The organism is Stutzerimonas azotifigens DSM 17556 (assembly GCF_000425625.1).
GTDB lineage: Bacteria > Pseudomonadota > Gammaproteobacteria > Pseudomonadales > Pseudomonadaceae > Stutzerimonas > Stutzerimonas azotifigens.
This window is the reverse complement of the sequence record NZ_AUDU01000053.1, coordinates 1-26,973: the sequence shown is the minus strand read 5'-3', so window position 1 is coordinate 26,973 and position 26,973 is coordinate 1. Positions and strand designations below refer to the sequence as shown.

Here is a 26,973-nt window from a genome sequence, read left to right as displayed (position 1 = left end):
GGGGTGAGGGCTGGCGTTGCCGATCATTCGATTTCGACCAATACCTCGCCGGGGTTCACCCGATCGCCCTTGGCCACGTGCACGGCCTTGACCGTGCCGCCGATCGGCGCCTGTACCTCGCTTTCCATCTTCATCGCCTCGGTGACCAGCACCGCCTGGCCGGCCTTGACCGTGTCGCCCTCCTTGACCAGCACGTCGACGATGTTGCCCGGCATGTTGGTGCTGACATGGCCCGGCGCGCTGGCCTGCTTGCGCTTGCCGTCACCGCCGGCGACGTAGCTGTTCAGCGGCTCGAACACCACCTCTTCCGGCATGCCGTCGATCGATAGGTAGAAGTGCCGCTTGCCCTCGCCCTTGACGCCGACGCCGGTGACGTCGACCCGATAGCTCTCGCCGTGCACGTCGATGATGAACTCGGTCGGCACGCCCTCGCCGGAGACCGCGGCGGCGGTGCCGTCGGGGATCGGCAGCAGCACTTCGGGCTGCAGGGTGCCGGCCTCGCGCTCCTCGAGGAACTTGCGGCCGATGTCCGGGAACATCGCGTAGGTCAGCACGTCCTCCTCGCTCTTGGCCAGGTCGCCGATGGCCGCGCGCAGCTTGTCCAGCTCGGGCTTGAGCAGGTCGGCCGGGCGGCATTCGATCAGCTCCTCGGAGCCGATGGCCTGCTTGCGCAGCTTCTCGTCGATCTGCCCCGGCGCCTTGCCGTAGCCGCCCTGCAGGTACAGCTTCACCTCGTTGGTGATGGTCTTGTAGCGCTCGCCGGCGAGCACGTTGAAGAACGCCTGGGTGCCGACGATCTGCGAGGTCGGGGTCACCAGCGGCGGGTAGCCGAGGTCCTTGCGCACCCGCGGGATCTCCTCCAGCACCTCGCCCATGCGGTTCAGCGCGCCCTGCTCCTTGAGCTGGTTGGCGAGGTTGGAAATCATCCCGCCGGGCACCTGGTTGACCTGCACGCGGGTGTCGACGCCGGTGAATTCGCTCTCGAACTGGTGGTACTTCTTGCGCACCGCGTGGAAGTACAGGCCGATCTCCTGCAGCGCCTCCAGGTCCAGGCCGGTGTCGTAGGGCGTGCCGCGCAGCGCCGCGACCATCGACTCGGTGCCCGGGTGGCTGGTGCCCCAGGCCATCGAGGAGATCGCCGTGTCGATGCGGTCGGCGCCGTTCTCCACCGCCTTGAGCTGGCACATGGAGGCGACGCCGGCGGTGTCGTGCGAGTGGATCGCCACCTCCAGCGGCAGCGCCGCCTTCAGCGCGGCGACCAGTTCGCCGGTGGCGTACGGGGTGAGCAGGCCGGCCATGTCCTTGATGGCGATGGAGTCTATGCCCATGTCGGCCATGGCCTTGGCCTGGTCGACGAAGGCCTGCACGGTGTGCACCGGGCTGGTGGTGTAGCAGAGGGTGCCCTGGGCGTGCTTGCCGGTCTTCTTCACCGCACGGATGGCGGTTTCCAGATTGCGCACGTCGTTCATCGCATCGAAGATGCGGAACACGTCGATGCCGTTCTCCGCCGCCTTAGCGCAGAAGGCCTCGACCACGTCGTCGCTGTAGTGGCGGTAGCCGAGCAGGTTCTGCCCGCGCAGCAGCATCTGCAGCCGGGTGTTGGGCAGCGCCGCGCGCAGCACCCGCAGGCGCTCCCAGGGGTCTTCCTTGAGGAAGCGCACACAGGCGTCGAAGGTCGCCCCGCCCCAGACTTCCAGCGACCAGAAGCCGACCCTGTCCAGCTTGTCGCAGATCGGCAGCATGTCCTCGGTGCGCATGCGGGTGGCCAGCAGCGACTGGTGGGCATCGCGCAGGATGGTGTCCGTTACGGTGATCTTTCTGGTGCTCATGTTTTTCTCCTCGCTGGAGGCTAGAGGCTGAAGGCTGGACGGAAAAAGCGGCTATCGTTCAGCCTCTAGCTTTCCAGCCTCGAGCGGCTTTTCTTCTTAAAGTCCTGCATGTGCCGCGATCGCCGCGGCGATGGCGATGGCCAGTTCGCCCGGCTTGCGCTTGATCGAGTAGTCCAGCAGTTCCGGGTGCTTGTCGACGAAGCTGGTGTTGAAGCGGCCGCTCTTGAATTCCGGGTTGGCGAGGATCTGCTGGTAGTAGGTAGCGGTGGTCTTCACGCCCTGCACGCGCATGTCGTCCAACGCGCGCGAGCCGCGGGCCAGCGCCTCTTCCCAGGTCAGCGCCCAGACGATCAGCTTCAGGCACATCGAGTCGTAGAACGGCGGGATGGTGTAGCCGGTGTAGATCGCCGTGTCGGTGCGCACGCCGGGGCCGCCGGGGGCGTAGTAGCGGGTGATCTTGCCGAAGCTGGGCAGGAAGTTGTTGCGCGGGTCTTCGGCGTTGATGCGGAATTGCAGGGCGAAGCCGCGGTGCTGGATGTCTTCCTGCTTGACCGACAGCGGCAGGCCCGAGGCGATGCGGATCTGCTCGCGGACGATGTCGATCCCGGTGATTTCCTCGGTGATGGTGTGCTCGACCTGCACCCGGGTGTTCATCTCCATGAAGTACACCTCGCCATCGGCGAGCAGGAACTCCACGGTGCCGGCGTTCTCGTAGCCCACCGCCCTGGCCGCGCGCACCGCCAGGTCGCCGATGTAGGCACGCTGCTCGGGGGTCAGCTGCGGGCTGGGGGCGATCTCGATGAGCTTCTGGTTGCGCCGCTGGATCGAGCAATCGCGCTCGAACAGGTGCACGGTGTTGCCGAAGGCGTCGGCGAGGATCTGCGCCTCGATGTGCTTGGGCTCGACGATGCATTTCTCGAGGAAGACCTCGGCCGAGCCGAAGGCCTTGGTCGCCTCGGAGATGACCCGCGGATAGGCCTGCTCCAGTTCCTCCTTCGAGTTGCAGCGGCGGATGCCGCGGCCGCCGCCGCCGGAGGTGGCCTTGAGCATCACCGGGTAGCCGATGCGCTCGGCCTCGCGCAGCGCCTCGGCCAGGTCGGCAACGTTGCCCTCGGTGCCCGGGGTGCAGGGCACGCCGGCGGCGATCATGCTGCGCCGCGCCTCGGTCTTGTCGCCCATGCGGCGGATGACCTCGGCGCTCGGCCCGACGAAGCGGATGCCGCGCTCGGCGCAGATTTCCGCCAGCTCGGCGTTCTCGGAGAGGAAGCCGTAGCCCGGGTGCAAGGCATCGCAACCGGTCTCGACCGCCAGGTTGACCAGCTTGCGCGGATTCAGGTAGCCGGCGAGCGGGTCGTCGCCGATGAAGTAGGACTCGTCCGCACGCTTGACGTGCAGCGCCATGCGGTCGGCCTCGGAGAAGACCGCCACCGAGCGGATGCCCATCTCGGCGCAGGCCCGCACGATGCGCACGGCGATCTCGCCCCGGTTGGCGATCAGCAGCTTCTTGATCACGCTGAGCTCCTCGGATCAGTGAGCAGGGGATCGGCCGGGGGCCGGTCCGTTGGTTGACCGTACATCCAGCCCGGTCGTCATTTACCCTACGCCTGCCGGGTCGATTATCGAAAATCAATATTTGTTTGCCTTGGCATAAGGCATTGCTTATACAGGCAGGCAACGAGGCGCGCGCCGGTGTGCGCCAGGTCACGAAAGAGAGGGTTCCGCGGTGCGCAAGTCCCTGATGCGCATGACCTTGCGCCAGCTGCAGGTGTTCAATGCGGTGTGCCTGAGCCGCTCCTACAGCCGCGCCGCCGAGCAGATGGCGCTGACCCAGCCCGCGGTCAGCCTGCAGATCCGCCAGCTGGAGGAACTGGTCGGCCAGCCGCTGTTCGAGTACGTCGGCAAGAAGCTCTACCTGACTGACGCCGCCGAGGCGCTGCAGCGCGCCAGCAGCGACATCTTCGACCGCCTGGAGAGCCTCGACATGCAGCTGTCGGACCTGCAGGGCTCGCTGCAGGGGCAGCTCAACCTCTGCGTGGAATCCAGCGCCAAGTACTTCGTTCCTCACCTGTTCGCCGAATTTCGCCGCCACTATCCCGAAGTCAGCCTGAACCTGACGGTGGTCAACCACAGCCTGGCGGTGCGCCGCCTGACCCTCAGCCGCGACGACCTGATGATCATGAGCCAGGTGCCGCAGGACATGGCGCTGGACTTCCTGCCCTTCCTCAACAACCCCATCGTCGCCGTGGCGCCGCCGGACCATGCGCTGTGCACGAAGGACGCCCTGCAGCTGCAGGACCTCACCGCCTATCCGCTGCTGGTCCGCGAGAAGGGCTCGGGCACGCGCCGAGCCTGCGAAGAGTACTGCCACCAGAAGCGCGCGCACTTCGCCCAGACCCTGGAGATCGGCTCGCTGGAGTCCCAGCGCGAGGCGGTGATCGCCGGCCTCGGCCTGGCCCTGCTGCCGCGCCATGCCGTGCGCCTGGAGCTGCAGCACGGCCTGCTGCGCGAACTGCCGGTGGCCGAGCTGCCATTGCAACGCAGCTGGTGCGTGGTGAATCTGCGCGGCCGGCGGCTGTCACCGGTGGCGCAGGCCTTCGTCGACTTCATCCGCCAGGAGCGGGCGGCGCTGCTCAGGCTGGACGAAGGCTTCCAGAACGGCCGCGCAGGATCGGGCAAGGATCGCGCAGGATCGGCCTAGCCCGTCCCGATGCGCGGACGGAACATGGCCAGCCTGGCGCGCGGCGCGCGCGCAACCTCATGGGAGAAAGCGGATGCTGTCCGGAACCAGCGCCCTGCTTGGCGCCATCGCCACGCTCGAACGCGAGCAGGGCCAGGCCGTGCTGGCGACCGTGGTGAAGGTCGAGGGCTCGGCCTATCGCCGCCCCGGCGCACGCATGCTGATTCCACTCTACGGCGCGGCCGTGGGCACCATCAGCGGCGGCTGCCTGGAATCGGACGTGGCGAAGAAGGCCTGGTGGCTGACCGATGGCGGCAGGCCCGTGGTACGCCGCTACAGCACCGCCACCCAGGACGACGATGACGACCAGGACGCCGCGCTGACCTTCGGCCTCGGCTGCAACGGCACGGTGTACGTGCTGCTGGAGCGCCACGGCGCCGACCGCCCGCTGGCGGTGTTCGACCTGCTGCGGCGGGTACGCGAGAGCGGCCGGGCCGGCGCGCTGGCCACCGTCATCGCCAGCGACGGCGACGCCCGAGCGCGGGTCGGCGACCGCCTGCTGCTGCATCCGGAGATGCCCGACGGCGCTCGCCTGCCGGAGCCGGCGCTGGATGCCCGGGTACGCGCCGACCTGGCCGACACCCTGGCCCGGGGCCGTTCCTCGCTGCGCAGCTACCGCGACGCGCAGGGCGAGGTGGAGGTCTTCTGCGAGTACCTGGCGCCACAGCGCCGCCTGGTGGTGTTCGGCGCCGGCCACGACGCGCAGCCACTGGTGCACATGGCCAAACTGCTGGACTGGCACGTGACGGTGGTCGACGGCCGCGCCCACTTCGCCCGCCCCGAACGCTTCCCCGAGGCCGACGCCGTGCTGCAGGCCAGCGCCCAGCCGCCCTACGGCCTGCACGGCCTGACCGACGGCGCCCTGGTGGCGGTGATGACCCACAGCTACAGCCAGGACCGCCACTGGCTCGGCGGCGTGCTGCGCGGCAATCCCCTCTACATCGGCCAGCTGGGCCCGCGCGAACGCACCGAACGCCTGCTCGGCGAGATCCGCACGCCCGGCGCCGACCTGCCGGCGCTGGGGCGCCTGCACTACCCGCTGGGCCTGGACATCGGCGGCGACACGCCGGAAAGCGTCGCCACGGCGATCGTCGCCGAGATGACCGCGGCGCTGAACCAGCGCCGCGGCGGCATGCTCAGGCACCGGGAATCGGCGATCCACGCGCCGACACCGCTCCACCACGACGATCTCGAGGCCACGCCGCGCCTGACCGCGTCCTGATGCCTTCGTGGGCACGGGGCAGCGATCCGGCTGGTGGAAAACGCTTTGCGGTTTTCCACCCTATGGCCTCGAAGCGCAGGGTGGAGGACACCGCTCAGCTTGGCCACCGGAGACGCTCAGGCCATGACCTGCGCCGGGAACGGCAGCTTGCGCAGGCGCACACCGGTGACGGCGAACAGCGCGTTGGCCAGCGCCGGCGCCAGCGGCGGCACGCCCGGCTCGCCCACCCCGGTGGGGTTCTCGGCCGAGGGCACGATGTGCACCTCCACCCGCGGCATCTCGTTGATCCGCAGCACCGGGTAGTCGTGGAAGTTCGACTGCTCGACCCGTCCCTCCTTCAGGGTGATCGCGCCGTGGCGCACCGCCGCCAGGGCGAAGCCGATGCCGCCTTCCATCTGCGCCCTGATCACGTCCGGGTTGATGGCGATGCCGCAGTCCACCGCGCAGACCACGCGATCGACGCGGTAGCTGCCGTCGCCCTTCACCGTCACCTCGACCACCTGCGCCACGAACGAGCCGAACGACTCGTGCACGGCGATGCCGCGGCCGCGTTTCTCGCCGTCCGCGCCCGGCGCCAGCGGCTTGTCCCAGCCGGCCTGCTCGGCGGCCAGCCGCAGCACCCCGCGGTGACGCGGATGGCTCTCCAGCAGTGCGTCGCGGAAGGCGTAGGGGTCCTTGCCCGCGGCCACGGCGGCTTCGTCGATCATGGTCTCGGCGACGTAGCCGGTGTGGGTGTGGCCCACCGAACGCCACCACAGCACCGGCACCTGGATGTTGGCCGGCGTGCTCAGCTCGACCTGCAGGTTGGGCACCGCGTAGGCGAGGTTGGACAGGCCTTCCACCGAGGTGTGGTCGATACCGTCGCGCACCAGCGCCGCCTCCATCGACGTACCGGCGATGATCGACTGGCCGACCAGGCGGTTATGCCAGGCCTGCAGCGTGCCGGCCTCGTCCAGGCCGATGCGCACGCGGTGCAGGTACATCGGGCGGTAGGAACCGCCACGGGTGTCGTCCTCGCGGGTCCAGACCATCTTCACCGGCGCCTCGATGCCCTTTTCACGAGCCGCCTTGGCGATCGCCACCGCCTCAAGCAGGTAGTCGGACCTGGAGCTGGCGCGGCGGCCGAAGCTGCCGCCGGCATACAGCTGGGTCAGCGACACCTGCTCCGGCGCCAGGCCCAGGTAGCCACCGATGAGGGCCTGGTCGACGGTCTGGAACTGCTCGCCGTTCCAGATCTCGCAGCGCTCGTCGGACAGCTTGACCAGGCAGTTCATCGGCTCCATCGCCGCATGCGCCAGGTAGGGGAATTCGTACTCGGCCTCGACGGTTTTCGCCGCCCCGGCCAGCGCCGCCTCGGCATCGCCGGTGCGGGTGGCCGGCAGCCCGGGCTTGCCCGCGGCCTCCCGATACTGGGCGAGGATCTCCTCGCTGCCGAGGGTGAAGGCCTGGCTCTCGTCCCATTCGATCGCCAGCGCGTCGCGCCCCTGGCGGGCGGCCCAGGTGTTCTTGGCCAGCACCGCCACGCCGGCGCGGCCATGGGGCAGGTCGCGGAACTCCACCACGTCCACCACGTCGCGCACGGCCCTGGCCTGGCTGGCGTCCACCGCGCGCGGCACGCCGCCGAAGCGCGGCGGGTAGGCGACCATCGCCACCAGCATGCCCGGCAGCTTGAGGTCCTGGGTGAACAGGGCGCTGCCGTCGGTCTTGTCGAAGCTGTCCTTGCGCCGCAGGTCGAGCTTGCCGATCAGCTTGAAGTCCTTCGGTTCCTTGAGCTGCACCTGCTGCGGCACCGGCAGTTGCGCGGCGGCCTCGACCAACTCGCCGAAACCGGCGCTCCGGCCTGATCCTGCATGGCTGACCACACCCTGGGCGACGTCGATCTCACCGGCCGGCACGCCCCAGCGCTGCGCGGCGGCGGCCACCAGCATGGCCCTGGCGGTGGCGCCGGCATTGCGCATCTGCTCCCAGGAGTTGGCCATGGCGGTGCTGCCGCCGGTACCCTGCATCGGGCCGAAGGCGTTGTTGTTGTACAGCTTGGCGTCGGCCGGCGCGCCTTCGACGCGCACCTTGTCCCAGTCGGCGTCCAGCTCCTCGGCGAGCAGGGTGGCGAGGCCGGTGTAGCTGCCCTGGCCCATCTCCAGGTGCTTGGCCAGCACGGTCACCACGCCATCGCTGTCGATGCGCACGAAGGCGTTGGGGCCGAATGGCTGGCTCGCGGCCAGTGCATCGACACCGCGCAGCAGCGGCGCGAAGAAGATGCCCAGGGCCAGGCCGCCGGCGCCCTTGAGCAGCGTGCGGCGGCTGACGTTGAGAATGCCGCGCGCGGCGCTGTCGGGGGTTTCGATCTTGCCCATGCTGATGCGCCTCCTCAGGCCAGTTGCTCGGCGGCTTGGTGAATGGCGGCACGGATCCGCACATAGGTGGCGCAGCGGCAAATGTTGCCGCTCATGGCCGTGTCGATGTCGGCGTCGGTCGGCGCCTTGTTGCTGCTGAGCAGCGCCGTGGCGGCCATGATCTGGCCGGACTGGCAATAGCCGCACTGCACCACGTCGAGCCGGCGCCAGGCGTCCTGCACCACCCGGCCCACGGGGTCTTCGCCCATCGCCTCGATGGTGGTGATGCGTTTGCCGGCCACCGCCGACACCGGGGTCACGCAGGAGCGGGTCGGCTGCCCCTCCACGTTCACCGTGCAGGCGCCGCACAGGGCCATGCCGCAGCCGTACTTGGTGCCGGTGAGGTTGGCGACGTCGCGCAGGGCCCAGAGCAGCGGCATGTCGTCGGCCACGTCCAGCTCATGGTCCTTGCCATTGAGGTTCAGGGTAATCATGGTCTGCCCACCTTGTTCTGATGGTGTCTGAGGATTCCGGCGTGCCTTGCCGGGCTCGCCCCGCACGCACGAGGCCAGGCGCGTCACTCTAGTGGGCGGGAAACGGGCTGTCGCGGCAGGGCGCGCAGATCGGCAGGACCGGGCAACAAGTTCGCAGAATCGGGCAACGAAGCGGGCCGCGGAGGCAAAAGCTCTACGTTCATCGGCACGCTGCTGCGAGCCGGCGATAACGTATAAGATATACGGCATTCCCTTGCCATCGGTGCGACACCGTGCCTCTACCACGCTTCAACGCCCCCAACCTGGGCATCACCCCCACCGCCTCGGAGGTCATCGCCAAGCACCTGCGCGACGCCATCGTCTCCGGGCAGTTCGCCGAAGGCGAGCCGATCCGCCAGGACGACATCGCCGGGCTGTTCAACGTCAGCAAGATCCCGGTGCGCGAGGCCCTGAAGCGCCTCGAGGCCGAGGGTCTGGTGCTCTTCCAGCGCAACAAGGGCGCCGTGGTGACCGTGCTGACCGAGCCGGAGCTGGCGCAGATGTTCGAGGTCCGGGTGCTGCTGGAGACGCAGATCACCCGCCTGGCGGTGCCGAACATGCGCGAGGAGACCTTCGCCGAGGCCGAACGCATCTGTGCCGCTTTCGTCCACGAGGACAACGCCGCGCGCTGGTCCGAGCTGAACTGGGCGTTCCACGCCTGCCTCTATGCGCCGGCGCAGCGGCCGTTCATGCTGCAGATGATCCGCTCGATCCACGACAAGGTGGAGCGCTACCTGCGGGTGCAGATGAGCATCCATGAGGGCAAGCGCGACGCCAATCTCGAGCACCTGGAGATCCTCGCGGCCTGCCGCAGCGGCGACGTCGAGCGCTCGGTGCGACTGATCGAGCAGCACATCCTCGGCGTCTGCCAGGCGCTGTTCGACCACCTGCCGCACCGCTAGGACCGTACGGGACGGTCGGCTATTGTGCCGAAATCGTCATCGCGCCAGGCGAAAACGCTCAAGCGGGCGGGTGCCGTCCGGGCCATGCTTCCGGCATGCACGTTGGGCTTCGGCGCACGGCGCCTCAACCCAACCTACGCGATCGGGTGGGAGGCGTTCGCGGGCGAGACCACTCCCACGGGTCCTACAGAATGCAGGTGGCCGGCATGAAACGCATCCAGATCCTCGACACCCACACCGGCGGCGAACCGACCCGCCTGGTCCTCGACGGCTTTCCCGACCTCGGCCGCGGCAGCATGGCCGAGCGCCGCCGGCTGCTCGCCGAACGTCACGACGACTGGCGCGCCGCCTGCGTGCTGGAGCCGCGCGGCAGCGACGTGCTGGTTGGCGCGCTGCTCTGCGAGCCGGTCGACCCGACCGCCTGCGCCGGGGTGATCTTCTTCAACAACAGCGGCTACCTCGGCATGTGCGGCCACGGCACCATCGGCCTGGTGGTGTCGCTGGCGCACCTGGGGCGCATCGGCCCCGGCACCCACCGCATCGAGACGCCGGTAGGCACCGTCGAAGCCACCCTGCACGCCGATCGCTCGGTGAGCGTGCGCAACGTGCCGGCCTACCGCTACCGCCAGGCGGTCGCGGTGGAGGTGCCCGGCTACGGCAGCGTCAGCGGCGACATCGCCTGGGGCGGCAACTGGTTCTTCCTCGTCTCCGAGCACGGCCTGCGCATCGCCGGCGACAACCTGGAAGCGCTCACCGCCTTCACCTGCGCGATCCAGAAGGCGCTGGAGCAGCAGGGCATCCGCGGCGAGGACGGTGGCCTGATAGACCATATCGAGCTGTTCGCCGAAGAGCCGCAAGGCTCGCAGCCAAGCGTCGCGAGCGAAGAGGGGGCTAGGCAGGAACAGACGAAGAAGCGCAGTTTACATGGCGTAAATGAGCATTCTGAGCCTGCTCCCAACGACGCCCCATCGAGCGCAGCAGCTTCGCTGCGAGCCGACAGCCGCAACTTCGTGCTCTGTCCGGGCAAGGCCTACGACCGCTCGCCCTGCGGCACCGGCACCAGCGCCAAGCTCGCCTGCCTGGCCGCCGACGGCAAGCTGCAGCCCGGCGAGCGCTGGCGCCAGGCGAGCGTGATCGGCAGCCAGTTCGAGGCGAGCTACGAGCGCGACGGCGAACGCATCGTGCCAACCATCCGCGGCAGCGCCCACCTGAGCGCCGAAGCGACCCTGCTGATCGAGGACGAGGATCCCTTCGCCTGGGGCATCCGCCCGTGAATGCCGACGTCATCATCGTCGGCTCCGGCATCATCGGTGCCGCCTGCGCCGACGAGCTGGCGCGCCGCGGCCTCGAGGTGCTGGTGCTGGACGACCGGCGCGGCGGCGCCACGGCGGCCGGCATGGGCCATCTGGTGGCGCTGGACGACAACCCCGCCGAGCTGAAGCTGAGCGACCACTCGATCGGCCGCTGGCGCGAATGGGCGCGGGACATGGACCAGGGCTGCGCCTATCGCAACAACGGCAGCCTCTGGCTGGCGGCCAACGAGCAGGAGATGGCGGTGGCCGAAGCCAAGCTGAAGACCCTGCGCGAGGCCGGCATGGCCTGCGAACTGCTCGGTGCCGAGGCCCTGCGCGCCACCGAACCGGAGCTGCGCGACGGCCTGCCCGGGGCGCTCAAGGTCGCCGGCGACGGCATCCTCTACGCGCCCAATGCGGCGCGCTGGCTGCTGACGCGCGGCGGCCGGCGCATCGCCGAGCGGCAGGGCCGGGTGGCCGCGATCGAGGCCGACGAGGTGCGGCTCGACGACGGCACGCGGCTGCGCGCCCCGGTGGTGGTACTGGCCAACGGCATCCACGCGCCGGAGCTGGCGCCGGACCTGCCGATCGAGCCGAAGAAGGGCCACCTGCTGATCACCGACCGCTACCCGGGGCGGGTCAGCCACACGCTGATCGAACTCGGCTACGTCACCAGCGCGCACAACGCCAGCGGGCCTTCGGTGGCCTGCAACATCCAGCCGCGGCCCACCGGGCAGCTGTTCATCGGCTCGTCGCGGCAGTTCGGTACCAGCGACCCGGCGGTCGACGGGCCGATGCTGGCGCGCATGCTGCGCCGCGCGGTGGACTACATGCCGGGCCTGGCCAAGCTCAACGGCATTCGCGCCTGGACCGGCTTCCGCGCCGCCAGCCCCGACGGGCTGCCGCTGATCGGCGAGCACCCGCGCCGGCCCGGGTTGTGGCTGGCGGTCGGCCACGAGGGCCTCGGCGTCACCACCGCGCCGGGCACCGCCGAGCTGCTGGCCGCGCAGCTGTTCGGCGAAACCCCGCCGTTCGCCGCCGAGCCCTACCTGCCGGAACGTTTTCTCGGGGCCCGCGACGCGCAGCGGACAAGCATCCCTTCGGAGGCCGGACGATGATCGACCTGACACTCGACGGCCGCCCGGTGCGGGTGGCCGCCGGCAGCACGGTCGCCGCGGCGCTGGCGATCGGCGGCGACGGCACCAGCCGCACCGCCGTCGGCGGCGCCCGGCGCGCGCCGCTGTGCGGCATGGGCATCTGCCAGGAATGCCGGGTGACGGTCGACGGCGTGCGCCGGCTGGCCTGCCAGACGCTCTGCGCCCCCGGCATGCAGGTGGAGACCCGGCCATGAGCGAACGCTATGACCTGCTCATCGTCGGCGCCGGCCCGGCCGGCCTGGCCGCGGCGCTGGCCGCCGCCGACAGCGGCCTCGCCATCGCGCTGATCGACGACAACCCCGCCCCGGGCGGGCAGATCTGGCGCGATGGCCCGGGCGTGCGGCTGCCGGCGCGGGCCCGGCGGCAGCGCGAGGCCCTGGCCCGTCACGCCAACATCACCCTGCTGAGCGGCACGCGGGTGGTGGCCTGCGCCGACGACAGGCGGCTGCTGGTGGAGGATGCCGACAGCGGCCGGCTGATCGGCTACCGCAAGCTGCTGCTGTGCACCGGCGCGCGCGAGCTGCTGCTGCCGTTCCCCGGCTGGACGCTGCCCGGGGTGACGGGCGCCGGCGGGCTGCAGGCGCTGATCAAGGGCGGGCTGCCGGTGCGCGGCGAGCGCGTGGTGATCGCCGGCAGCGGCCCGTTGCTGCTGGCCAGCGCCGCCACCGCGCAGAAGGCCGGCGCGCAGGTGCTGCGGGTCGCCGAGCAGGCGTCCCATGCCGCGGTCGCCGGTTTCGCCGCGCGCCTGCTGCAGTGGCCGGGCAAGGCCGTGCAGGCGCTCGGACTGCACCAGCCGGGCTACCGCTGCAACGCCCGGGTGGTCGCCGCGCTCGGCAGCGAGCGCCTGGAAGCGGTGCTGATCCAGCGCGGCGGGCGGCGCGAGGAACTGCCCTGCGAACGCCTGGCCTGCGGCTTCGGCCTGGTGCCCAACACCCAGCTCGGCGAGGCGCTGGGCTGCGAGGTTCGCGCCGGCGCGCTGGCGGTCGACGACCTGCAGCGCACCCGCCTCGCCGAGGTCTTCGCCGCCGGCGAGTGCACCGGCTTCGGCGGTTCCGAGCTGTCCCTGGTGGAAGGCGCCATCGCCGGCCACGCGGCGGTCGGGCAGACCGCCCGGGCCGAGGCGCTGCTGCCCGAACGCGCGCGCTGGCGGCGATTCGCCCGACAGCTGGCGCGCAGCTTCGCGCTCGATCCGGCGCTGAAGGACCTGCCCCGCCCCGACACCCTGGTCTGCCGCTGCGAGGACGTGCCCTACTCGGCGCTGGCCGGGCACGACGGCTGGGTCGGCGCCAAGCTCGCCAGCCGCTGCGGCATGGGCGCCTGCCAGGGCCGGGTATGCGGTGCCGTGGCGGGCTACCTGTTCGGCTGGACGCCGACCCGGCCGCGCCTGCCGCTGTCGCCGGCGCGGGTCGACACCCTGCTGTGCCTGGAGGAGACGGCGCTTCCCAGCGCGACCGGCGAACCCGTAGAGTGAAGCGGCTGCCGCGCGACCGGCAGACCGCTTCCTCCGCCTCTGCCGAGTACGGGCGCATGCTGTTCGAACGACTCACCGCCCCCTGCGACCTGGCCGAATTCCTCGGCAGCCTGCAGCTGATCCAGCCGTTGCTCGATGCCATGGCCGACCAGACCTTCTTCGTCAAGGACGCCGCGGCCCGCTACCTGCTGGCCAACCGCACCCTGGCGCAGCGCTGCGGGCTGGCGGATTCCACGGCGCTGCGCGGGCGCACCGCCGAGGAGGTGTTCCCGGCGCCGCTCGGCGCGCAGTACACCGCGCAGGACCGCGAGGTGCTGCAGGGCCGCCGGCTCAGCGACAAGCTCGAGCTGCACCTCTACCCCGGCCGCGAGCCCGGCTGGTGCATGACCCACAAGCTGCCACTGTACGACCGCGCCGGGCGCATCATCGGCATGGCCGGCGTATCGCTCGACCTGCAGGCCGCACAGTCCTCGCACCCGGCCTACCACCGGCTGGCGGCGGTGGACGCGCACATCCGCGAACATTTCTCGCGGCCGATCGCCCTCACCGAACTCACCGCCCTGGCCGGCCTCTCGACCGCCCAGCTGGAGCGGCTGTGCAAGCGCATCTACGGGCTGACACCGCGCCAGCTGATCCACAAGGCGCGGCTCGAGGAGGCCTCGCGGCTGCTGCTGCAGGATCACCCGATCACCGAGATCGCCCACCGTTGCGGCTATGCTGATCACAGCGCCTTCAGCCGCCAGTTCAAGAGCCTCACCGGGCTGTCGCCCTCGGACTACCGCCAGGCGCACCAGAATGGCCAGCCGGTAACCAAGGGTAACTTCGCGTGCTCCGCTTTGTAGCACCACCCCGGCGCCCGCCACGCGGCCGAGCACCACGCCAGCCGGCGCGCAGCCCGCCAATCGCGGTGCCAACGGGCCAGTCAGAGCGTTTTCCGCCCCTCGCACGGGAGCGTCGCCAGGGGCGGCACAGGCATTGCATAACGAATACCGTATACGAAATGCCAACTGTCCACCGACGACGAACGCAACTGACCGAGGAATGTATGAAGAAATCCTACGCCCTGGCTCTCAGCACTGCTCTCCTGGCTACCGCGGCGCTGCCGGCGCACGCCGACAAGCTCGACGACATCATCGAATCCGGCAAGCTGCGCTGCGCGGTGACCCTGGACTTCCCGCCGATGGGTTTCCGTGACGACAAGAACCAGCCCGCCGGCTTCGACGTCGACTACTGCAACGACCTGGCGAAAATCCTCGGCGTCGACGCCGAAGTGGTGGAAACGCCCTTCCCCGACCGCATCCCGGCGCTGGTCTCCGGGCGTGCCGACGTCATCGTCGCCTCCACCTCCGACACCCTCGAGCGGGCCAAGACCGTCGGCATGACGGTGCCCTACTTCGCCTTCCAGATGGTCGTGCTGACCCGCGAAGACACCGGCATCGACAGCTACGACGACCTCAAGGGCCGCCCGGTCGGCAACACCACCGGCACCTACGAAGCCATCGCCCTGGAAGAAGACGTGAAGAAGTGGGGCGAAGGCAGCTTCCGCGCCTACCAGACCCAGAACGACACCATCCTCGCCGTCGCCCAGGGCCACGTCGACGCCACCGTGGTGACCAACACCGTGGCCGCCTCGACCCTCAAGTCCGGCAAGTACAAGGGCCTGAAGATCGCCGGCGACGCGCCCTACGTGATCGACTACGTGTCGCTCGCCGCCGGCCGCAGCGAATACGGCCTGCTCAACTACCTGAACCTGTTCGTCAACCAGCAGGTGCGCACCGGCCGCTACGCCGAGCTGTACGAGAAGTGGGTCGGCGGCACGCCGGTCAACCTGACCGTTCCCGGCGTCTACTACTGACCGATGACCCATCGCTTCGATAGGCCACGCGGGGGTCCCGATGCCTGAAGTCCAGCTGACCGGCCGCCGCCTGGCGGGGGGCGCCGCACAGGGCGCCCTGCTCCACAGCGACACCGGCCTGAGCTTCTGGGGCGGGATCGACCCGGCCAGCGGCGAGGTGATCGACCGCCACCACCCGCTCAGCGGCGAGATCGTCGCCGGGCGGGTGCTCGCCCTGCCCAGCGGGCGCGGCTCCTGCACCGGCAGCAGCGTGCTGCTCGAACTCATCCTCAACGGTCATGCGCCGGCGGCGCTGGTGCTGGCCGAACCCGACGAGATCCTCACCCTCGGCGTGCTGATCGCCGAGGTGGTCTTCGACCGCTCGATACCCGTGCTCTGCGTAGGTCACGAAGCCTTCGCCACGCTGCGCGGCGCGCGCTACGCCCGCATCGGCGAGGCCGGGCTGACGCTCGCCGATACTGCCTTCGTCGACGCGCCGCCACCGCTGGCGCCGCCCGCCGCCGACGCCAGCACGGTGCGCCTCACCGCGGCCGACCGGCGCCTGCTCGAAGGCGGCGAAGGCCGCGCGGCCCAGGTCGGCATGCAGATCCTGCTGCGCATGGCCGAGCTGCAGGGCGCCGACGAGCTGATCGACATCACCCAGGCGCACATCGACGGCTGCATCTACACCGGCCCGGCGAGCCTGCGCTTCGCCCGCCAGCTGTGCGACTGGGGCGCGCGGGTGAAGGTGCCGACCACCCTCAATTCGATTTCCGTGGACCAGCGCCGCTGGCGCCAGCTCGGCATCGCCCCGGCGCTCGGCGAGCCGGCCAGCGCGCTCGGCGACGCCTATGTGGAGATGGGCGCGCGGCCGAGCTTCACCTGCGCGCCCTACCTGCTCGACAGCGCCCCGGCGGCCGGCGAGCAGGTGGTCTGGGCCGAGTCCAACGCGGTGGTCTACGCCAACAGCGTGCTCGGCGCGCGGACCCTGAAGTACCCGGACTTCCTCGACATCTGCATCGCCCTGACCGGCCGCGCGCCGTTCACCGGCTGCCACCGCGCCGAGGCGCGGCACGCCAGCATGGTCATCGAGCTGCCGCCGCTGGCCGCGCTCGACGATGCCTTCTACCCGCTGCTCGGCCACCTGGCCGGCGCCCTCTGCGGCAGCGCCATCCCGGTGCTCTGCGGGCTGGAAGCGGCGGCGCTGACGCCCGACGACCTCAAGGCCTTCGGCGCCGCCTTCGCCACCACCTCGGCCACGCCGATGTTCCACATCCTCGGCGTCACCCCGGAGGCGCCGACCCTCGAACGCGCCCTCGGCGGCCAGGCGCCGCAACGGCGCGTGACCATCGACGCGGCGCAGCTGCTGGCGGCCTGGGAGGAGCTGAACAGCGCCGAGGAGCCCGAGGTCGGCCTGGTGGCGCTGGGCAATCCGCACTTCTCGCTGACCGAGCTGGCCCGCCTGGCCAGCCTCTGCCGCGGTCGCTCGCGGCATCCGGAGGTCGCCCTGGTGGTCACCTGCGGCCGCGAGATCCACGCCCAGGCGCGCGCGGCCGGGCTGCTGGAGACACTCTCGGCGTTCGGCGTCGAGGTCCTCACCGACACCTGCTGGTGCATGCTCACCGAGCCGGTGGTGCCGACCACCGCCCGCACCCTGATGACCAACTCCGGCAAGTACGCCCACTACGCCCCGGGCCTGGTCGGCCGGCGGGTGCGTTTCGGCAGCCTGGCCGCCTGCGTCGAGGCCGCCTGCAGCGGGCGCGCCGACGCCGGCCTGCCGGCCTGGCTGGCCATCGCCCTCCAACAGGGGAATCGCTGACCCATGTTCGGTATCGACTATTCCTTCCGCTGGCGTTCGGCGCTCAGGGCGCTGCCGGACATGCTCTCCGGCGCCTGGGTGACCTTCGAGACGGCGGCGCTGTCGATGATCTTCGGGGTCATCATCGCCCTGCTGCTGATGGTCATGCGGCAGATGAACAACCCGCTGGCGCGCGGCTTCGCTTCCACCTGGATCTCCATCGCGCGCAATACCCCGTCGTTGTTCCAGATCTACATCCTCTACTTCGGCCTCGGCTCCTTCGGCCTGCACGTCAGTTCCTGGTTCGCGCTGCTGGCCGGGATCACCTTCAACAACGCCGGCTACCTGGCGGAGAACTTCCGCGGCGGCCTCAAGGCCATCCCCGACACCCAGATGCGCGCCGCCCGCTCGCTGGGCATGAACGCCTTCCAGGCCTACCGGCTGATCGTGGTGCCGCAGCTGCTGCGCATCGTCTTCTACCCGCTGACCAACCAGATGGTCTGGGCCGTGCTGATGACCAGCCTGGGGGTGATCGTCGGACTGAACGACGACCTGACGGGGGTGACCCAGTCGTACAACGTCAAGACTTTCCGCACCTTCGAATACTTCGCCATCGCCGCGGTGCTGTACTACCTGATCGCCAAGGCCATCGTGCTCGCCGCCCGCCTGCTCGGCTGGCGCCTGTTCCGCTACTGAGGAGGAAGCGCATGTTCTCCACCGGCTTCACCCTCAACGACCTGCGCTTCATGCTCGAAGGCGCCTGGGTCACCCTGCTGCTGACCTTCTGGGCGATCCTGCTCGGCACCCTGGTCGGGGTCATCTGCGGCGTGCTGCGCGCCCTGCTGCCGCGCGCGACCATCCCGCTGGCCTGGCTGCTGGACGTGTTCCGCAGCGTGCCGCTGCTGATCCAGTTCGTACTGTTCAATTCGCTCAAGAGCATCGTCGGGCTGAACTGGAGCGCCTTCACCGTCGGCTGCGTGGTGCTCGGCGTCTACGCCGCGGCCTACTGCACGGAGATCGTGCGCAGCGGCGTGCTCGCCGTGCCGCTCAGCCTGCGCCGCGCCAGCCGCTCGCTGGGCCTGAGCTACTGGCAGGACCTGCGTCATGTGGTGCTGCCGATCGCCACCCGGGTGTCCTTCCCCGGCTGGCTGAACCTGGTGCTGTCGGTGATGAAGGACACCGCGCTGGTGATGTGGATCGGCATCGTCGAGCTGTTGCGCGCCTCGCAGACCATCGTCACGCGCATCCAGGAGCCGTTGCTGGTGCTGTGCATCGCCGGGCTGATCTATTACCTCATGAGCTGGGTGGTGTCGCGCCTGGGCGTCCAGCTGGAAAAAAGGTGGCAGCAAAATGATTGAGATCGAGAACGTGCACAAATCCTTCGGCGACCTCGAGGTGGTCAAGGGGGTCAGCCTGACGGTGAACAAGGGCGAGGTGGTGTCGATCATCGGCGGCTCGGGCTCGGGCAAGTCGACCCTGCTGATGTGCATCAACGGCCTGGAGCCGATCCAGCAGGGCAGCATCCGCGTCGACGGCACCGAGGTGCATGCGCGCGGCACCGACCTCAACAGGCTGCGGCAGAAGATCGGCATCGTCTTCCAGCAGTGGAACGCCTTCCCGCACCTCACCGTGCTGGAGAACGTGATGCTGGCGCCGTGCAAGGTGCTCGGCAAGTCCAAGGCCGAGGCCGAGGCGATGGCGGTCAGGCAGCTGGAGAGCGTCGGCCTGGGCGACAAGCTCAAGGTGTTTCCCGGCAAGCTCTCCGGCGGCCAGCAGCAGCGCATGGCGATCGCCCGCGCGCTGGCCATGTCGCCCGACTACATGCTGTTCGACGAGGCCACCTCGGCGCTCGATCCGCAGCTGGTGGGCGAGGTGCTGGACACCATGCGCATGCTCGCCGAGGACGGCATGACCATGGTCCTGGTGACCCACGAGATTCCCTTCGCCCGCGAGGTGTCCGACCGCGTGGCGTTCTTCCGCGACGGCGTGGTGCACGAGATCGGCACCCCGGACCAGGTTATCGGCAACCCGCAGAAGCCGGAAACCGCCGCCTTCCTCAAATCGGTCATCTAGGAGACTGCCGTGCGCTCGAGCAAGGTCGTTCATGTGGTCAGCTGCCACGCCGAGGGCGAGGTCGGCGACGTCATCGTCGGTGGCGTCGCCCCGCCGCCCGGCGATACGGTATGGGAACAGTCGCGCTGGATCGCGCAGGACGAGACGCTGCGCAACTTCGTACTCAACGAGCCGCGCGGCGGCGTGTTCCGTCACGTCAACCTGCTGGTGCCGCCCAAGGATCCGCGCGCGCAGATGGCCTGGATCATCATGGAGCCGGCCGACACCCCGCCGATGTCCGGCTCCAACTCGCTGTGCGTGGCCACCGTGCTGCTGGACAGCGGCATCCTGCCGATGACCGAGCCGGAAACCCGGCTGACCCTGGAGGCGCCCGGCGGGCTGATCGAGGTGGTCGCCCAGTGCCGCGCCGGCAAGACCGAGCGGGTCACCGTGCGCAACGTGCCGTCCTTCGCCGACCGGCTGGACGCCCATGTCGAGGTCGAGGGGCTCGGCACCCTGAAGGTCGACACCGCCTACGGCGGCGACAGCTTCGTCATCGCCGACGCCCAGGCGCTGGGCTTCGCCATCCGCGCCGACGAGGCCGCCGACCTGGTCGCCATCGGCATGAAGATCACCCGCGCGGCCAACGAGCAGCTCGGCTTCGTGCACCCGACCAACCCGGACTGGGCGCACATCTCCTTCTGCCAGATCGCCGCGCCGGTGGTGCGCGAGCACGGCGTGGTCACCGGCGCCAACGCGGTGGTGATCCGCCCCGGCAAAATCGACCGCTCGCCGACCGGTACCGGCTGCTCGGCGCGCATGGCGGTGCTGCACGCCAGGGGCCAGCTGGCGGTCGGCGAACGCTTCGTCGGGCGCTCAATCATCGGCTCGGAATTTCACTGCCACATCGACTCGCTGACCGAGCTGGCCGGCCGCCCGGCGATCTACCCGTGCATTTCCGGGCGCGCCTGGATCACCGGCACCCACCAGCTGCTGCTCGACCCGGACGATCCCTGGCCGCAGGGCTACCGCATCGCCGACACCTGGCCGATGGCGGGCGCCAGCTGAGTTCACCCTGAGTTCGCGGCCACCCGCCACAAGCGGAGGGCCCACCCGGCCGGCGACCCGCCGGCCGTCATCGAAGACCCAAGGGCACTTATGCCCCGATTGATGCGTATACGAAATACCTTATATCTGGAGAGAACGAATCATGAGCAGACCGGTAAGCTGGAGCGGCGTGTTCCCCGCGGTGACCACCCAGTTCAACGAGGATTTTTCGGTCAACCTGGAAAAGACCCATCAGGTGATTTCCAACGTCGTGCGTGACGGGGTATCTGGGCTGGTGGTATGCGGCTCGGTCGGCGAGAACACCTCGCTGACCACCGAAGAGAAGATCGCCGTCACCGAGGTCGCGGTGGATGCCGCGGCCGGGCGCGTGCCGGTGATCTGCGGCGTCGCCGAGTTCACCAGTGTGCAGGCGGCCAAGGTGGCCAACGCGGTGAAGAAGGCCGGGGTCGACGGCGTGATGCTGATGCCGGCGCTGGTGTACGGCTCCAAGCCGTTCGAGACCGCCGAGCACTACCGCTACGTGGCGAAGAACGCCGACGTGCCGCTGATGGTTTACAACAACCCGCCGATCTACAAGAACGACGTCACCCCGGACATCCTCATCTCCCTGGCCGACTGCGACAACGTGGTCTGCTTCAAGGACTCCTCCGGCGACACCCGCCGCTTCATCGACGTGCGCAACGAGGTCGGCGACCGCTTCGTGCTGTTCGCCGGGCTCGACGACGTGGTGCTCGAGAGCATCGCGGTCGGCGCCGAGGGCTGGGTCTCGGGCATGTCCAACGTGTTCCCCAAGGAAGGCGAGACCATCTTCCGCCTGGCCAAGGCCGGGCGCTTCGCCGAGGCCATGCCGATCTACGAATGGCTGATGCCGATCCTCCACCTCGACGCCCGCGCCGACCTAGTGCAGTGCATCAAGCTCTGCGAAGCCATCGCCGGCCGCGGCAGCGCCCTGACCCGCCCGCCGCGCCTGGCCCTGCCGGACGCCGACCGCCAGTTCGTCGAGCGGATCATGGCCAAGGCCATGGCCAACCGCCCGGCGCTGCCCGACGTCGGCCTCTGAGCGCCCGCCTGCACGCCTGCCGGCCGTCGCCGGCAGGCGCCTAACCCAAAGGGAGGTTTCACCCATGCGTACGAGAAAAACCAAACTGCTGGCGGCACTGGGCCTGGCGCTGGCCTGCGCCGGCACGCAGGCCGCCGAGACCTACACGGTGCCCACCTCGGTGCCGGAAGGCAGCTTCTTCTTCGAGAACTTCCTGGTGCGCTTCGCCAGGAACGCCGAGCTGCTCACCGACGGCGAGGTGAAGATCCGCCCGGTCGGCGCCGGCGTCATCGTGCCGGCGCTGCAGGTCTACGAGTCGGTGCAGAACGGCGTGCTCAAGGCCGGGCATTCGACGCCCACCTTCCTGGTCAACCAGGACCCGCTCAACAGCGTGTTCGCCAGCTACCCGGGCGGCATGTCCGGCGAGGAGACGCTGTCCTGGCTGTACGAGGGCAACGGCCTGAAGTACCTGCAGGAGCATCGCGAGAAGGAGATGGGCCTGCACACCCTGGTGGTCGGCGTCGGCAGCACCGAGATCCTCGCCCACGCCAACAAGAAGATCGAGTCGCTGGACGACTTCAAGGGCCTGAAGTACCGCACCGCCGGCGCCTGGGCCGAAGTGGTCAAGCAGGTCGGCGGCGCGCCCACGGTGGTGCCGCCGGGCGAGATCTACACCCTGCTGCAGCGCAAGGGCGTGGACGCGGTGGAATGGGCGACGCCGGGGGCCAACCTGACCGAGGGCTTCCACGAGGTGGCGCCCTACATCCTCACCCCCGGCGTGCACCAGCCGTCCTTCGTCTGGGAATTCTTCATGGCGCAGAAGACCTGGGACGCGCTCGACGAGGACGTGCAGGCCAAGCTCGAGGCGGCGGCCAAGCTGACCACGCTGCAGAGCTACATCCACTTCCTCGACGCCGACATGAAGGCCATGCAGACCTACAAGGACGCCGGCGTGGAGATCGTCCGCCTGCAGCCTGAAGTCATCGAGGAGCTGGCGCGCCGCGGCAACGAGCTGGTCGCCGCGCAGATCGAGGCGCGCCCGCAGGGCAAGACCGACGCCAAGGCGATCTTCGATGACTACCGCGGCTACATGCAGCGCTGGTCCGAGAACTCGTCCTACCTCTACCGCCACTGACCGTATTGCCCGGCCACCGGTAGCGGTGGCCGGCACGGAGGAGTCATGAAGCGCGACTGTTTCGACTGGCCGGCCACGGCCCTGCTCTGGGTCGCGGCGCTGATGGCCGCGCTGCTGGTGCTGGCGATGATGTACGAGGTGTTCTCCCGCTACGTGCTCAATGCCCCCACGCTCTGGGCGTTCGACGTGTCCTACATGCTCAACGGCGCGATGTTCATCCTCGGCTGCGCCTACGCGCTGAAGGTGGAGGCGCACGTGCGCATCGACTTTCTCGCCACGCGGCTGAAGCCGGCACTGCAGCGCGGGATCAACGCCGCCTTCTACCTGTTGCTGCTGGCGCCCATCCTCGGCGCGCTGACCTGGGTCGCCGGCAAGCGCACCTGGCATGCCTTCGTCAGCGGCGAAGTGGAGCATGTCAGCCCCTGGGCCCCGGTCATGTGGCCGTTCTACAGCGCCCTGGCGATCGGCCTGGCGGCGCTGACGCTGCAGGTGCTGATCGACGCCTGCCACTTCATCGCCGGCAGCAAGCAGCCCGGCGCGGGAGAAGCGGAATGAGCGATTTCCTGCCGCTGCTGATGTTCGCCCTGCTGTTCCTGTTCATCTTCCTGGGCATCCCGGTGTCCTTTTCGCTGATCAGCGTCTCGGCGCTGTTCGGCCTGCTGCTGTTCGGCGAGAACATCTTCCAGCAGATGTTCGGCGCGCTGCTGCAGGCCTCGACCAACTTCACCCTGTCGGCCATCCCGCTGTTCGTGCTGATGGGCGCGATTCTCGAGCGCAGCGGCCTGGCGCGCCGGCTGTACCAGGCGCTGCAGCTGTGGCTGGGCGGTTTCCCCGGTGGCCTGGCGGTGTCCACCATGCTGATGTGCGGCATCTTCGCCGCCAGCTCCGGCATCGTCGGCGCGGTGGAGATCGTGGTCGGCATGATGGCGATCCCGGCCATGGCCAAGTACGGCTACGACCGCTCGCTGAGCGCCGGCACCATCTGCGCCGGCGGCTCGCTGGGCACCATCATCCCGCCGTCGGTGATCGTGGTGGTCTACGCCTCGATGGCGCAGCTCTCCATCGGCCAGCTGTTCGCCGCGACCCTGTTCCCCGGCCTGCTGATGTTGGTGCTGTTCCTGGTCTACATCGGTGTGCGCTGCCTGATCACCCCGAGCCTGGCACCGCCGGTGCCGGAGCTGCAAGCCGTGCCGCTGGCCGAGAAGCTGAAGGTCACCCTGCAGGCGCTGCTGCCGCCGTTCCTGCTGATCTTCGCCGTGCTCGGCTCGATGCTCGCCGGGATCGCCTCGCCCACCGAATCGGCGGCGGTCGGTGCCTTCGGCGCCGCGCTGCTGGCGCTGTGCTTCCGCGAGCTGAGCCTGGCGCGGCTGGCCGAGGCACTGGTGGCGACCATCCGCATCACCGCGATGATCATGCTCATCGTCGCCGGCGGCACCATGTTCACCGGCATCTTCGCCGCCGCCGGCGGCGGCTGGCTGCTCGCCGACTTCATGCGCGACCTGGCCCTCGGCCCCTACTGGCTGATCCTGGCACTGATGCTGATCGTACTGCTGGCCGGCATGGTGCTGGACTGGATCTCCATCGTGCTGATCTTCGTGCCGATCTTCATGCCGCTGGTCAAGGCGGCCGGGATCGACCCGATCTGGTTCGCGGTCATGTTCATGGTGGTGGTGCAGACGTCCTACCTGACGCCGCCGCTGGCGCCCTCGATCTTCTACCTGAAGTCGATCGCCCCGCCGGACATGGGATACGGTGACATGTACAAGGGGGTGCTGCCCTTCATCGCCATCCAACTGCTGCTGTTCGCGATCATCCTGGCCTGGCCCGACCTCGCCACCTGGCTGCCGCGGCAGCTGTTCTGAAACCGACAAGAAAGAGGACACCGACATGCCCGACATCCTCGGCCACAACTACATCGGCGGCGCGCGCAGCGGCCGCAGCACGGTCACCCTGCAGAGCCTCGACGCCGCCAGCGGCGAGGCTCTGCCCTATTCGTTCCTCGAGGCCACCCCGGAAGAAGTTGGCGCCGCCGCCGAGGCCGCCGCGGCGGCCTACCCGGCGTACCGCAACCTGCCGGCCGAGCGCCGGGCGCAATTTCTCGACGCCATCGCGGCCGAACTGGACGCGCTCGGCGAAGACTTCGTCGCCCTGGTCTGCCGCGAGACCGCGCTGCCGGCCGGGCGCATCCAGGGCGAGCGGGCGCGCACCAGCGGGCAGATGCGGCTGTTCGCCGAGGTGCTGCGGCGCGGCGATTTCCATGGCGCGCGCATCGACCGCGCGCTGCCCGAGCGCAAGCCGCTGCCGCGCCCGGACCTGCGCCAGTGCCGCATCGGCCTCGGCCCGGTGGCGGTATTCGGCGCCAGCAACTTCCCGCTGGCCTTCTCCGCCGCCGGCGGCGACACCGCCGCGGCGCTGGCGGCCGGCTGCCCCGTGGTGTTCAAGGCCCACGGCGGGCACCTGGCGACCGCCGAGTGCGTGGCCGACGCCATTCTGCGCGCCGCCGAGAAGACCGTCATGCCGGCCGGGGTGTTCAATCTGGTCTATGGCGACTGGGTCGGCCAGGACCTGGTCAGGCACCCGGCGATCCAGGCGGTCGGCTTCACCGGTTCGCTGCGCGGCGGCCGCGCGCTGTGCGACCTGGCCGCGGCACGGCCGCAGCCGATCCCGGTGTTCGCCGAGATGTCCAGCATCAACCCGGTGATCCTGCTGCCGCAGGCGCTGGAGACCCGCGGCGAGAACATCGCCAACGAGCTGACCGCCTCGGTGACGCTCGGCTGCGGCCAGTTCTGCACCAACCCCGGCCTGGTGCTCGGCGTGCGTTCGCCGGCGTTCGGCCGTTTCCTGCAGGCCCTGACCCGGCTGATGGGCGAGCAGCCGGCGCAGACCATGCTCAACGCCGGCACGCTCAGGCACTACGCCGAGGGCGTCGCGCGGCTGGCCGAACACCCGGGCGTCACCCGCCTGGCCGGGCGCCCGCAGCAGGGCGGGCAGGCCGAACCGCAGCTGTTCCAGGCACAGGCGAGCCTGCTGCTCGAAGGCGACCCGCTGCTGCAGGAGGAGGTCTTCGGCCCGACCACGATCGTCGTCGAGCTGGCCGACGAGGCCGAGCTGCAGCGCGCGCTGGCGATCCTGCACGGGCAGCTCACCGCCACCCTGATCGCCGAGCCCGAAGACCTGCGCGGGTGCGCCGGGCTGGTCGCCCAGCTCGAGCAGAAGGCCGGGCGGCTGCTGGTCAACGGCTACCCCACCGGCGTCGAGGTGTGCGACGCCATGGTCCACGGCGGCCCCTACCCGGCCACCTCCGATCCGCGCGGCAGCTCGGTCGGGACCCTGGCGATCGAGCGCTTCCTGCGTCCGGTGTGCTACCAGAACATGCCCGACGCCCTGCTGCCCGACGCACTGAAGAATGCCAACCCGCTGGGCATCGCGCGGCTGGTGGACGGCCGCAGCACACGCGAAGCCCTCGCCTGAACCTCAGACAGGAGCAACAGCATGGCCCGATTGAGCCTGCAAGACGTCCGTGACCTGGCCCAGCGCGTGCTGCGCCGGCACGGCTTTTCCGAGCCCTACGTGCAAGCCATAGCCGAGACCATGGTCGCCGGCGAGCGCGACGAGTGCGCCTCCCACGGCATCTACCGGCTGCTCGGCTGCATCGCCACGCTGAAGGCCGGCAAGGTGTCGGCGGACGCGGAGCCGCAAGTGGTCGATCAGGCGCCTTCGGTGGTGCGCGTCGACGCCGGCGGCGGCTTCGCCCAGGTGCCGTTCCGCGCCGGGTTGCCTCTGCTGGTGAAGAAGGCGCGGCAGCAGGGCATCGCCATCCTGGCGATCAACAACTGCGTGCATTTTTCCGCGCTCTGGGCGGAGATGGAGGCGCTGACCGCCGAGGGCCTGGTGGCGCTCGCCTGCACCCCAAGCCACGCCTGGGTGGCGCCGGCCGGCGGCCGCAAGCCGGTGTTCGGCACCAACCCGATCGCCTTCGGCTGGCCGCGCCCGGACGGGCTGCCGTTCATCTTCGACTTCGCCACCAGCGCCGTGGCGCGCGGCGAGATCGAGCTGCACCGGCGCGCCGGCAAGGCGATTCCGGAAGGCTGGGGCATCGACGCCGAGGGCCGGCCGACCACCTGCGCCGAAGAGGCACTGAACGGCGCCATGCTGACCTTCGGCGGGCACAAGGGCTCGGCGCTGGCGGCCATGGTCGAACTGCTCGCCGGGCCGCTGATCGGCGACATGACCAGCGCCGAGTCCATCGCCTTCGACGCCGGCACCAAATCGGCGCCCTTTGGCGGCGAGCTGATCATCGCCATCGACCCCGGACGCATCCTCGGGCCCGACGCCGACCAGCACCTGGCGCGCGCCGAGGCCCTGTTCGAAGCGATCCAGGGCCAGGGCGCGCGGCTGCCGTCACAGCGCCGCTACGAAGCCCGCGAGCGCACCCAACGCGACGGCGTGGAAATCCCGGATGCGCTCTACGCCGAGCTCAAGGCGCTGCTGGACTAGCACGGCCCGCACGCCCCTGCCGTAGGAGCGAGCTTGCTCGCGAAGGGCCGGCCTGTCGGGGTCTCGACCGCGAA

24 protein-coding genes are annotated in these 26,973 nt (G+C 69.8%); 20 read left to right on the top strand and 4 right to left on the bottom strand.

Annotation, left to right across the window (positions count from 1 at the left end):
• Positions 1-23 precede the first annotated feature (23 nt).
• Together oadA and H610_RS0105710 are read right to left on the bottom strand one after the other, a co-directional pair.
• Entirely contained in the window at positions 24-1,829 is a 1,806-nt protein-coding gene (oadA, locus tag H610_RS0105715) for a sodium-extruding oxaloacetate decarboxylase subunit alpha (protein WP_028238789.1), read from the bottom strand.
• A 96-nt stretch (positions 1,830-1,925) separates the two neighbouring features.
• Entirely contained in the window at positions 1,926-3,341 is a 1,416-nt protein-coding gene (locus H610_RS0105710) for an acetyl-CoA carboxylase biotin carboxylase subunit (protein WP_028238788.1), read from the bottom strand.
• Positions 3,342-3,552: 211 nt separating this feature from the next.
• Here H610_RS0105710 and H610_RS0105705 point away from each other — a divergent pair, with 211 nt between their 5' ends.
• Positions 3,553-4,527, top strand: a complete 975-nt coding sequence (locus tag H610_RS0105705) for a LysR family transcriptional regulator (RefSeq protein WP_028238787.1) — start codon at positions 3,553-3,555, stop codon at positions 4,525-4,527.
• 73 nt (positions 4,528-4,600) lie between these two features.
• Complete coding sequence (locus H610_RS0105700) at positions 4,601-5,788, top strand: XdhC family protein (RefSeq protein ID WP_028238786.1); 1,188 nt, start codon at positions 4,601-4,603, stop codon at positions 5,786-5,788.
• Positions 5,789-5,904: 116 nt separating this feature from the next.
• Here H610_RS0105700 and H610_RS0105695 read toward each other — a convergent pair whose 3' ends face one another.
• Together H610_RS0105695 and H610_RS0105690 are read right to left on the bottom strand one after the other, a co-directional pair.
• The gene (locus tag H610_RS0105695) at positions 5,905-8,142 is read right to left on the bottom strand and encodes a xanthine dehydrogenase family protein molybdopterin-binding subunit (RefSeq protein WP_028238785.1); all 2,238 of its coding nucleotides are present in this window, start codon (positions 8,140-8,142) and stop codon (positions 5,905-5,907) included.
• Between the two features lie 14 nt (positions 8,143-8,156).
• Positions 8,157-8,615, bottom strand: coding sequence for a (2Fe-2S)-binding protein (locus tag H610_RS0105690; RefSeq protein ID WP_028238784.1), 459 nt, complete (start codon positions 8,613-8,615; stop codon positions 8,157-8,159).
• A 272-nt stretch (positions 8,616-8,887) separates the two neighbouring features.
• On the opposite strand from H610_RS0105690, the gene H610_RS0105685 reads away from it, so the two are divergent.
• The 18 genes from H610_RS0105685 (at position 8,888) to H610_RS0105600 (ending at position 26,899) form a co-directional block, all read left to right on the top strand.
• Positions 8,888-9,556, top strand: coding sequence for a GntR family transcriptional regulator (locus H610_RS0105685; RefSeq protein WP_028238783.1), 669 nt, complete (start codon positions 8,888-8,890; stop codon positions 9,554-9,556).
• A 206-nt stretch (positions 9,557-9,762) separates the two neighbouring features.
• The gene (locus H610_RS25915; protein WP_028238782.1) at positions 9,763-10,830 is read left to right on the top strand and encodes a proline racemase family protein; all 1,068 of its coding nucleotides are present in this window, start codon (positions 9,763-9,765) and stop codon (positions 10,828-10,830) included.
• Complete coding sequence (locus H610_RS23300) at positions 10,827-11,966, top strand: NAD(P)/FAD-dependent oxidoreductase (RefSeq protein ID WP_051231516.1); 1,140 nt, start codon at positions 10,827-10,829, stop codon at positions 11,964-11,966. Before H610_RS25915 ends, H610_RS23300 begins: the two co-directional genes overlap by 4 nt.
• Complete coding sequence (locus tag H610_RS0105670; RefSeq protein ID WP_028238781.1) at positions 11,963-12,199, top strand: (2Fe-2S)-binding protein; 237 nt, start codon at positions 11,963-11,965, stop codon at positions 12,197-12,199. Before H610_RS23300 ends, H610_RS0105670 begins: the two co-directional genes overlap by 4 nt.
• Positions 12,196-13,476: an NAD(P)/FAD-dependent oxidoreductase gene (locus H610_RS0105665; protein ID WP_028238780.1), complete on the top strand. Its 1,281-nt coding sequence runs from the start codon at positions 12,196-12,198 to the stop codon at positions 13,474-13,476. Before H610_RS0105670 ends, H610_RS0105665 begins: the two co-directional genes overlap by 4 nt.
• Positions 13,477-13,532: 56 nt before the next feature.
• Positions 13,533-14,318 (top strand): AraC family transcriptional regulator, encoded by a 786-nt coding sequence (locus H610_RS23295; protein WP_051231524.1) that lies wholly within the window; start codon positions 13,533-13,535, stop codon positions 14,316-14,318.
• A 203-nt stretch (positions 14,319-14,521) separates the two neighbouring features.
• Positions 14,522-15,331 carry an ABC transporter substrate-binding protein gene (locus tag H610_RS0105655; RefSeq protein WP_028238779.1) on the top strand — a complete coding sequence of 270 codons (810 nt, stop codon included), beginning with the start codon at positions 14,522-14,524 and terminating at the stop codon, positions 15,329-15,331.
• Positions 15,332-15,371: 40 nt separating this feature from the next.
• A complete protein-coding gene (lhpI, locus tag H610_RS0105650; RefSeq protein WP_028238778.1) occupies positions 15,372-17,129 on the top strand; it encodes a cis-3-hydroxy-L-proline dehydratase in 1,758 nt (585 codons plus the stop codon).
• A 3-nt stretch (positions 17,130-17,132) separates the two neighbouring features.
• Positions 17,133-17,804, top strand: a complete 672-nt coding sequence (locus tag H610_RS0105645; RefSeq protein ID WP_028238777.1) for an amino acid ABC transporter permease — start codon at positions 17,133-17,135, stop codon at positions 17,802-17,804.
• An 11-nt stretch (positions 17,805-17,815) separates the two neighbouring features.
• Positions 17,816-18,466, top strand: a complete 651-nt coding sequence (locus H610_RS0105640) for an amino acid ABC transporter permease (protein WP_028238776.1) — start codon at positions 17,816-17,818, stop codon at positions 18,464-18,466.
• Positions 18,459-19,181, top strand: a complete 723-nt coding sequence (locus H610_RS0105635; RefSeq protein ID WP_028238775.1) for an amino acid ABC transporter ATP-binding protein — start codon at positions 18,459-18,461, stop codon at positions 19,179-19,181. Before H610_RS0105640 ends, H610_RS0105635 begins: the two co-directional genes overlap by 8 nt.
• Before the next feature lie 9 nt (positions 19,182-19,190).
• On the top strand, positions 19,191-20,228 hold the full coding sequence (locus H610_RS0105630) for a trans-3-hydroxy-L-proline dehydratase (protein WP_028238774.1): 1,038 nt from the start codon (positions 19,191-19,193) through the stop codon (positions 20,226-20,228).
• 142 nt (positions 20,229-20,370) lie between these two features.
• Positions 20,371-21,288 carry a dihydrodipicolinate synthase family protein gene (locus tag H610_RS0105625; RefSeq protein ID WP_028238773.1) on the top strand — a complete coding sequence of 306 codons (918 nt, stop codon included), beginning with the start codon at positions 20,371-20,373 and terminating at the stop codon, positions 21,286-21,288.
• A 64-nt stretch (positions 21,289-21,352) separates the two neighbouring features.
• The gene (dctP, locus tag H610_RS0105620; RefSeq protein WP_028238772.1) at positions 21,353-22,402 is read left to right on the top strand and encodes a TRAP transporter substrate-binding protein DctP; all 1,050 of its coding nucleotides are present in this window, start codon (positions 21,353-21,355) and stop codon (positions 22,400-22,402) included.
• 45 nt (positions 22,403-22,447) lie between these two features.
• Positions 22,448-22,957, top strand: a complete 510-nt coding sequence (locus H610_RS0105615) for a TRAP transporter small permease subunit (RefSeq protein WP_028238771.1) — start codon at positions 22,448-22,450, stop codon at positions 22,955-22,957.
• Positions 22,954-24,264 (top strand): TRAP transporter large permease, encoded by a 1,311-nt coding sequence (locus H610_RS0105610; protein WP_028238770.1) that lies wholly within the window; start codon positions 22,954-22,956, stop codon positions 24,262-24,264. The genes H610_RS0105615 and H610_RS0105610 overlap by 4 nt, the downstream gene beginning before the upstream one ends.
• Before the next feature lie 25 nt (positions 24,265-24,289).
• Positions 24,290-25,873: an aldehyde dehydrogenase (NADP(+)) gene (locus tag H610_RS0105605; RefSeq protein ID WP_028238769.1), complete on the top strand. Its 1,584-nt coding sequence runs from the start codon at positions 24,290-24,292 to the stop codon at positions 25,871-25,873.
• Between the two features lie 21 nt (positions 25,874-25,894).
• Positions 25,895-26,899 (top strand): Ldh family oxidoreductase, encoded by a 1,005-nt coding sequence (locus H610_RS0105600; protein ID WP_028238768.1) that lies wholly within the window; start codon positions 25,895-25,897, stop codon positions 26,897-26,899.
• Positions 26,900-26,973: the final 74 nt, after the last annotated feature.

What these genes read in the sequence shown, in the direction of transcription:
- H610_RS0105625 (WP_028238773.1), top strand. Translation starts at nt 20,371, where the DNA reads ATGAGCAGACCGGTAAGCTGGAGCGGCGTGTTCCCCGCGGTGACCACC.
- dctP (WP_028238772.1), top strand. Translation starts at nt 21,353, where the DNA reads ATGCGTACGAGAAAAACCAAACTGCTGGCGGCACTGGGCCTGGCGCTG.
- H610_RS0105670 (WP_028238781.1), top strand. Translation starts at nt 11,963, where the DNA reads ATGATCGACCTGACACTCGACGGCCGCCCGGTGCGGGTGGCCGCCGGC.
- H610_RS0105690 (WP_028238784.1), bottom strand. Translation starts at nt 8,615, where the DNA reads ATGATTACCCTGAACCTCAATGGCAAGGACCATGAGCTGGACGTGGCC.
- H610_RS0105655 (WP_028238779.1), top strand. Translation starts at nt 14,522, where the DNA reads ATGAAGAAATCCTACGCCCTGGCTCTCAGCACTGCTCTCCTGGCTACC.
- H610_RS0105615 (WP_028238771.1), top strand. Translation starts at nt 22,448, where the DNA reads ATGAAGCGCGACTGTTTCGACTGGCCGGCCACGGCCCTGCTCTGGGTC.
- H610_RS0105605 (WP_028238769.1), top strand. Translation starts at nt 24,290, where the DNA reads ATGCCCGACATCCTCGGCCACAACTACATCGGCGGCGCGCGCAGCGGC.
- H610_RS0105610 (WP_028238770.1), top strand. Translation starts at nt 22,954, where the DNA reads ATGAGCGATTTCCTGCCGCTGCTGATGTTCGCCCTGCTGTTCCTGTTC.
- H610_RS0105665 (WP_028238780.1), top strand. Translation starts at nt 12,196, where the DNA reads ATGAGCGAACGCTATGACCTGCTCATCGTCGGCGCCGGCCCGGCCGGC.
- H610_RS0105640 (WP_028238776.1), top strand. Translation starts at nt 17,816, where the DNA reads ATGTTCTCCACCGGCTTCACCCTCAACGACCTGCGCTTCATGCTCGAA.
- H610_RS0105645 (WP_028238777.1), top strand. Translation starts at nt 17,133, where the DNA reads ATGTTCGGTATCGACTATTCCTTCCGCTGGCGTTCGGCGCTCAGGGCG.
- H610_RS0105635 (WP_028238775.1), top strand. Translation starts at nt 18,459, where the DNA reads ATGATTGAGATCGAGAACGTGCACAAATCCTTCGGCGACCTCGAGGTG.
- H610_RS0105600 (WP_028238768.1), top strand. Translation starts at nt 25,895, where the DNA reads ATGGCCCGATTGAGCCTGCAAGACGTCCGTGACCTGGCCCAGCGCGTG.
- oadA (WP_028238789.1), bottom strand. Translation starts at nt 1,829, where the DNA reads ATGAGCACCAGAAAGATCACCGTAACGGACACCATCCTGCGCGATGCC.
- H610_RS25915 (WP_028238782.1), top strand. Translation starts at nt 9,763, where the DNA reads ATGAAACGCATCCAGATCCTCGACACCCACACCGGCGGCGAACCGACC.
- lhpI (WP_028238778.1), top strand. Translation starts at nt 15,372, where the DNA reads ATGCCTGAAGTCCAGCTGACCGGCCGCCGCCTGGCGGGGGGCGCCGCA.
- H610_RS0105700 (WP_028238786.1), top strand. Translation starts at nt 4,601, where the DNA reads ATGCTGTCCGGAACCAGCGCCCTGCTTGGCGCCATCGCCACGCTCGAA.
- H610_RS0105695 (WP_028238785.1), bottom strand. Translation starts at nt 8,142, where the DNA reads ATGGGCAAGATCGAAACCCCCGACAGCGCCGCGCGCGGCATTCTCAAC.
- H610_RS23295 (WP_051231524.1), top strand. Translation starts at nt 13,533, where the DNA reads ATGCTGTTCGAACGACTCACCGCCCCCTGCGACCTGGCCGAATTCCTC.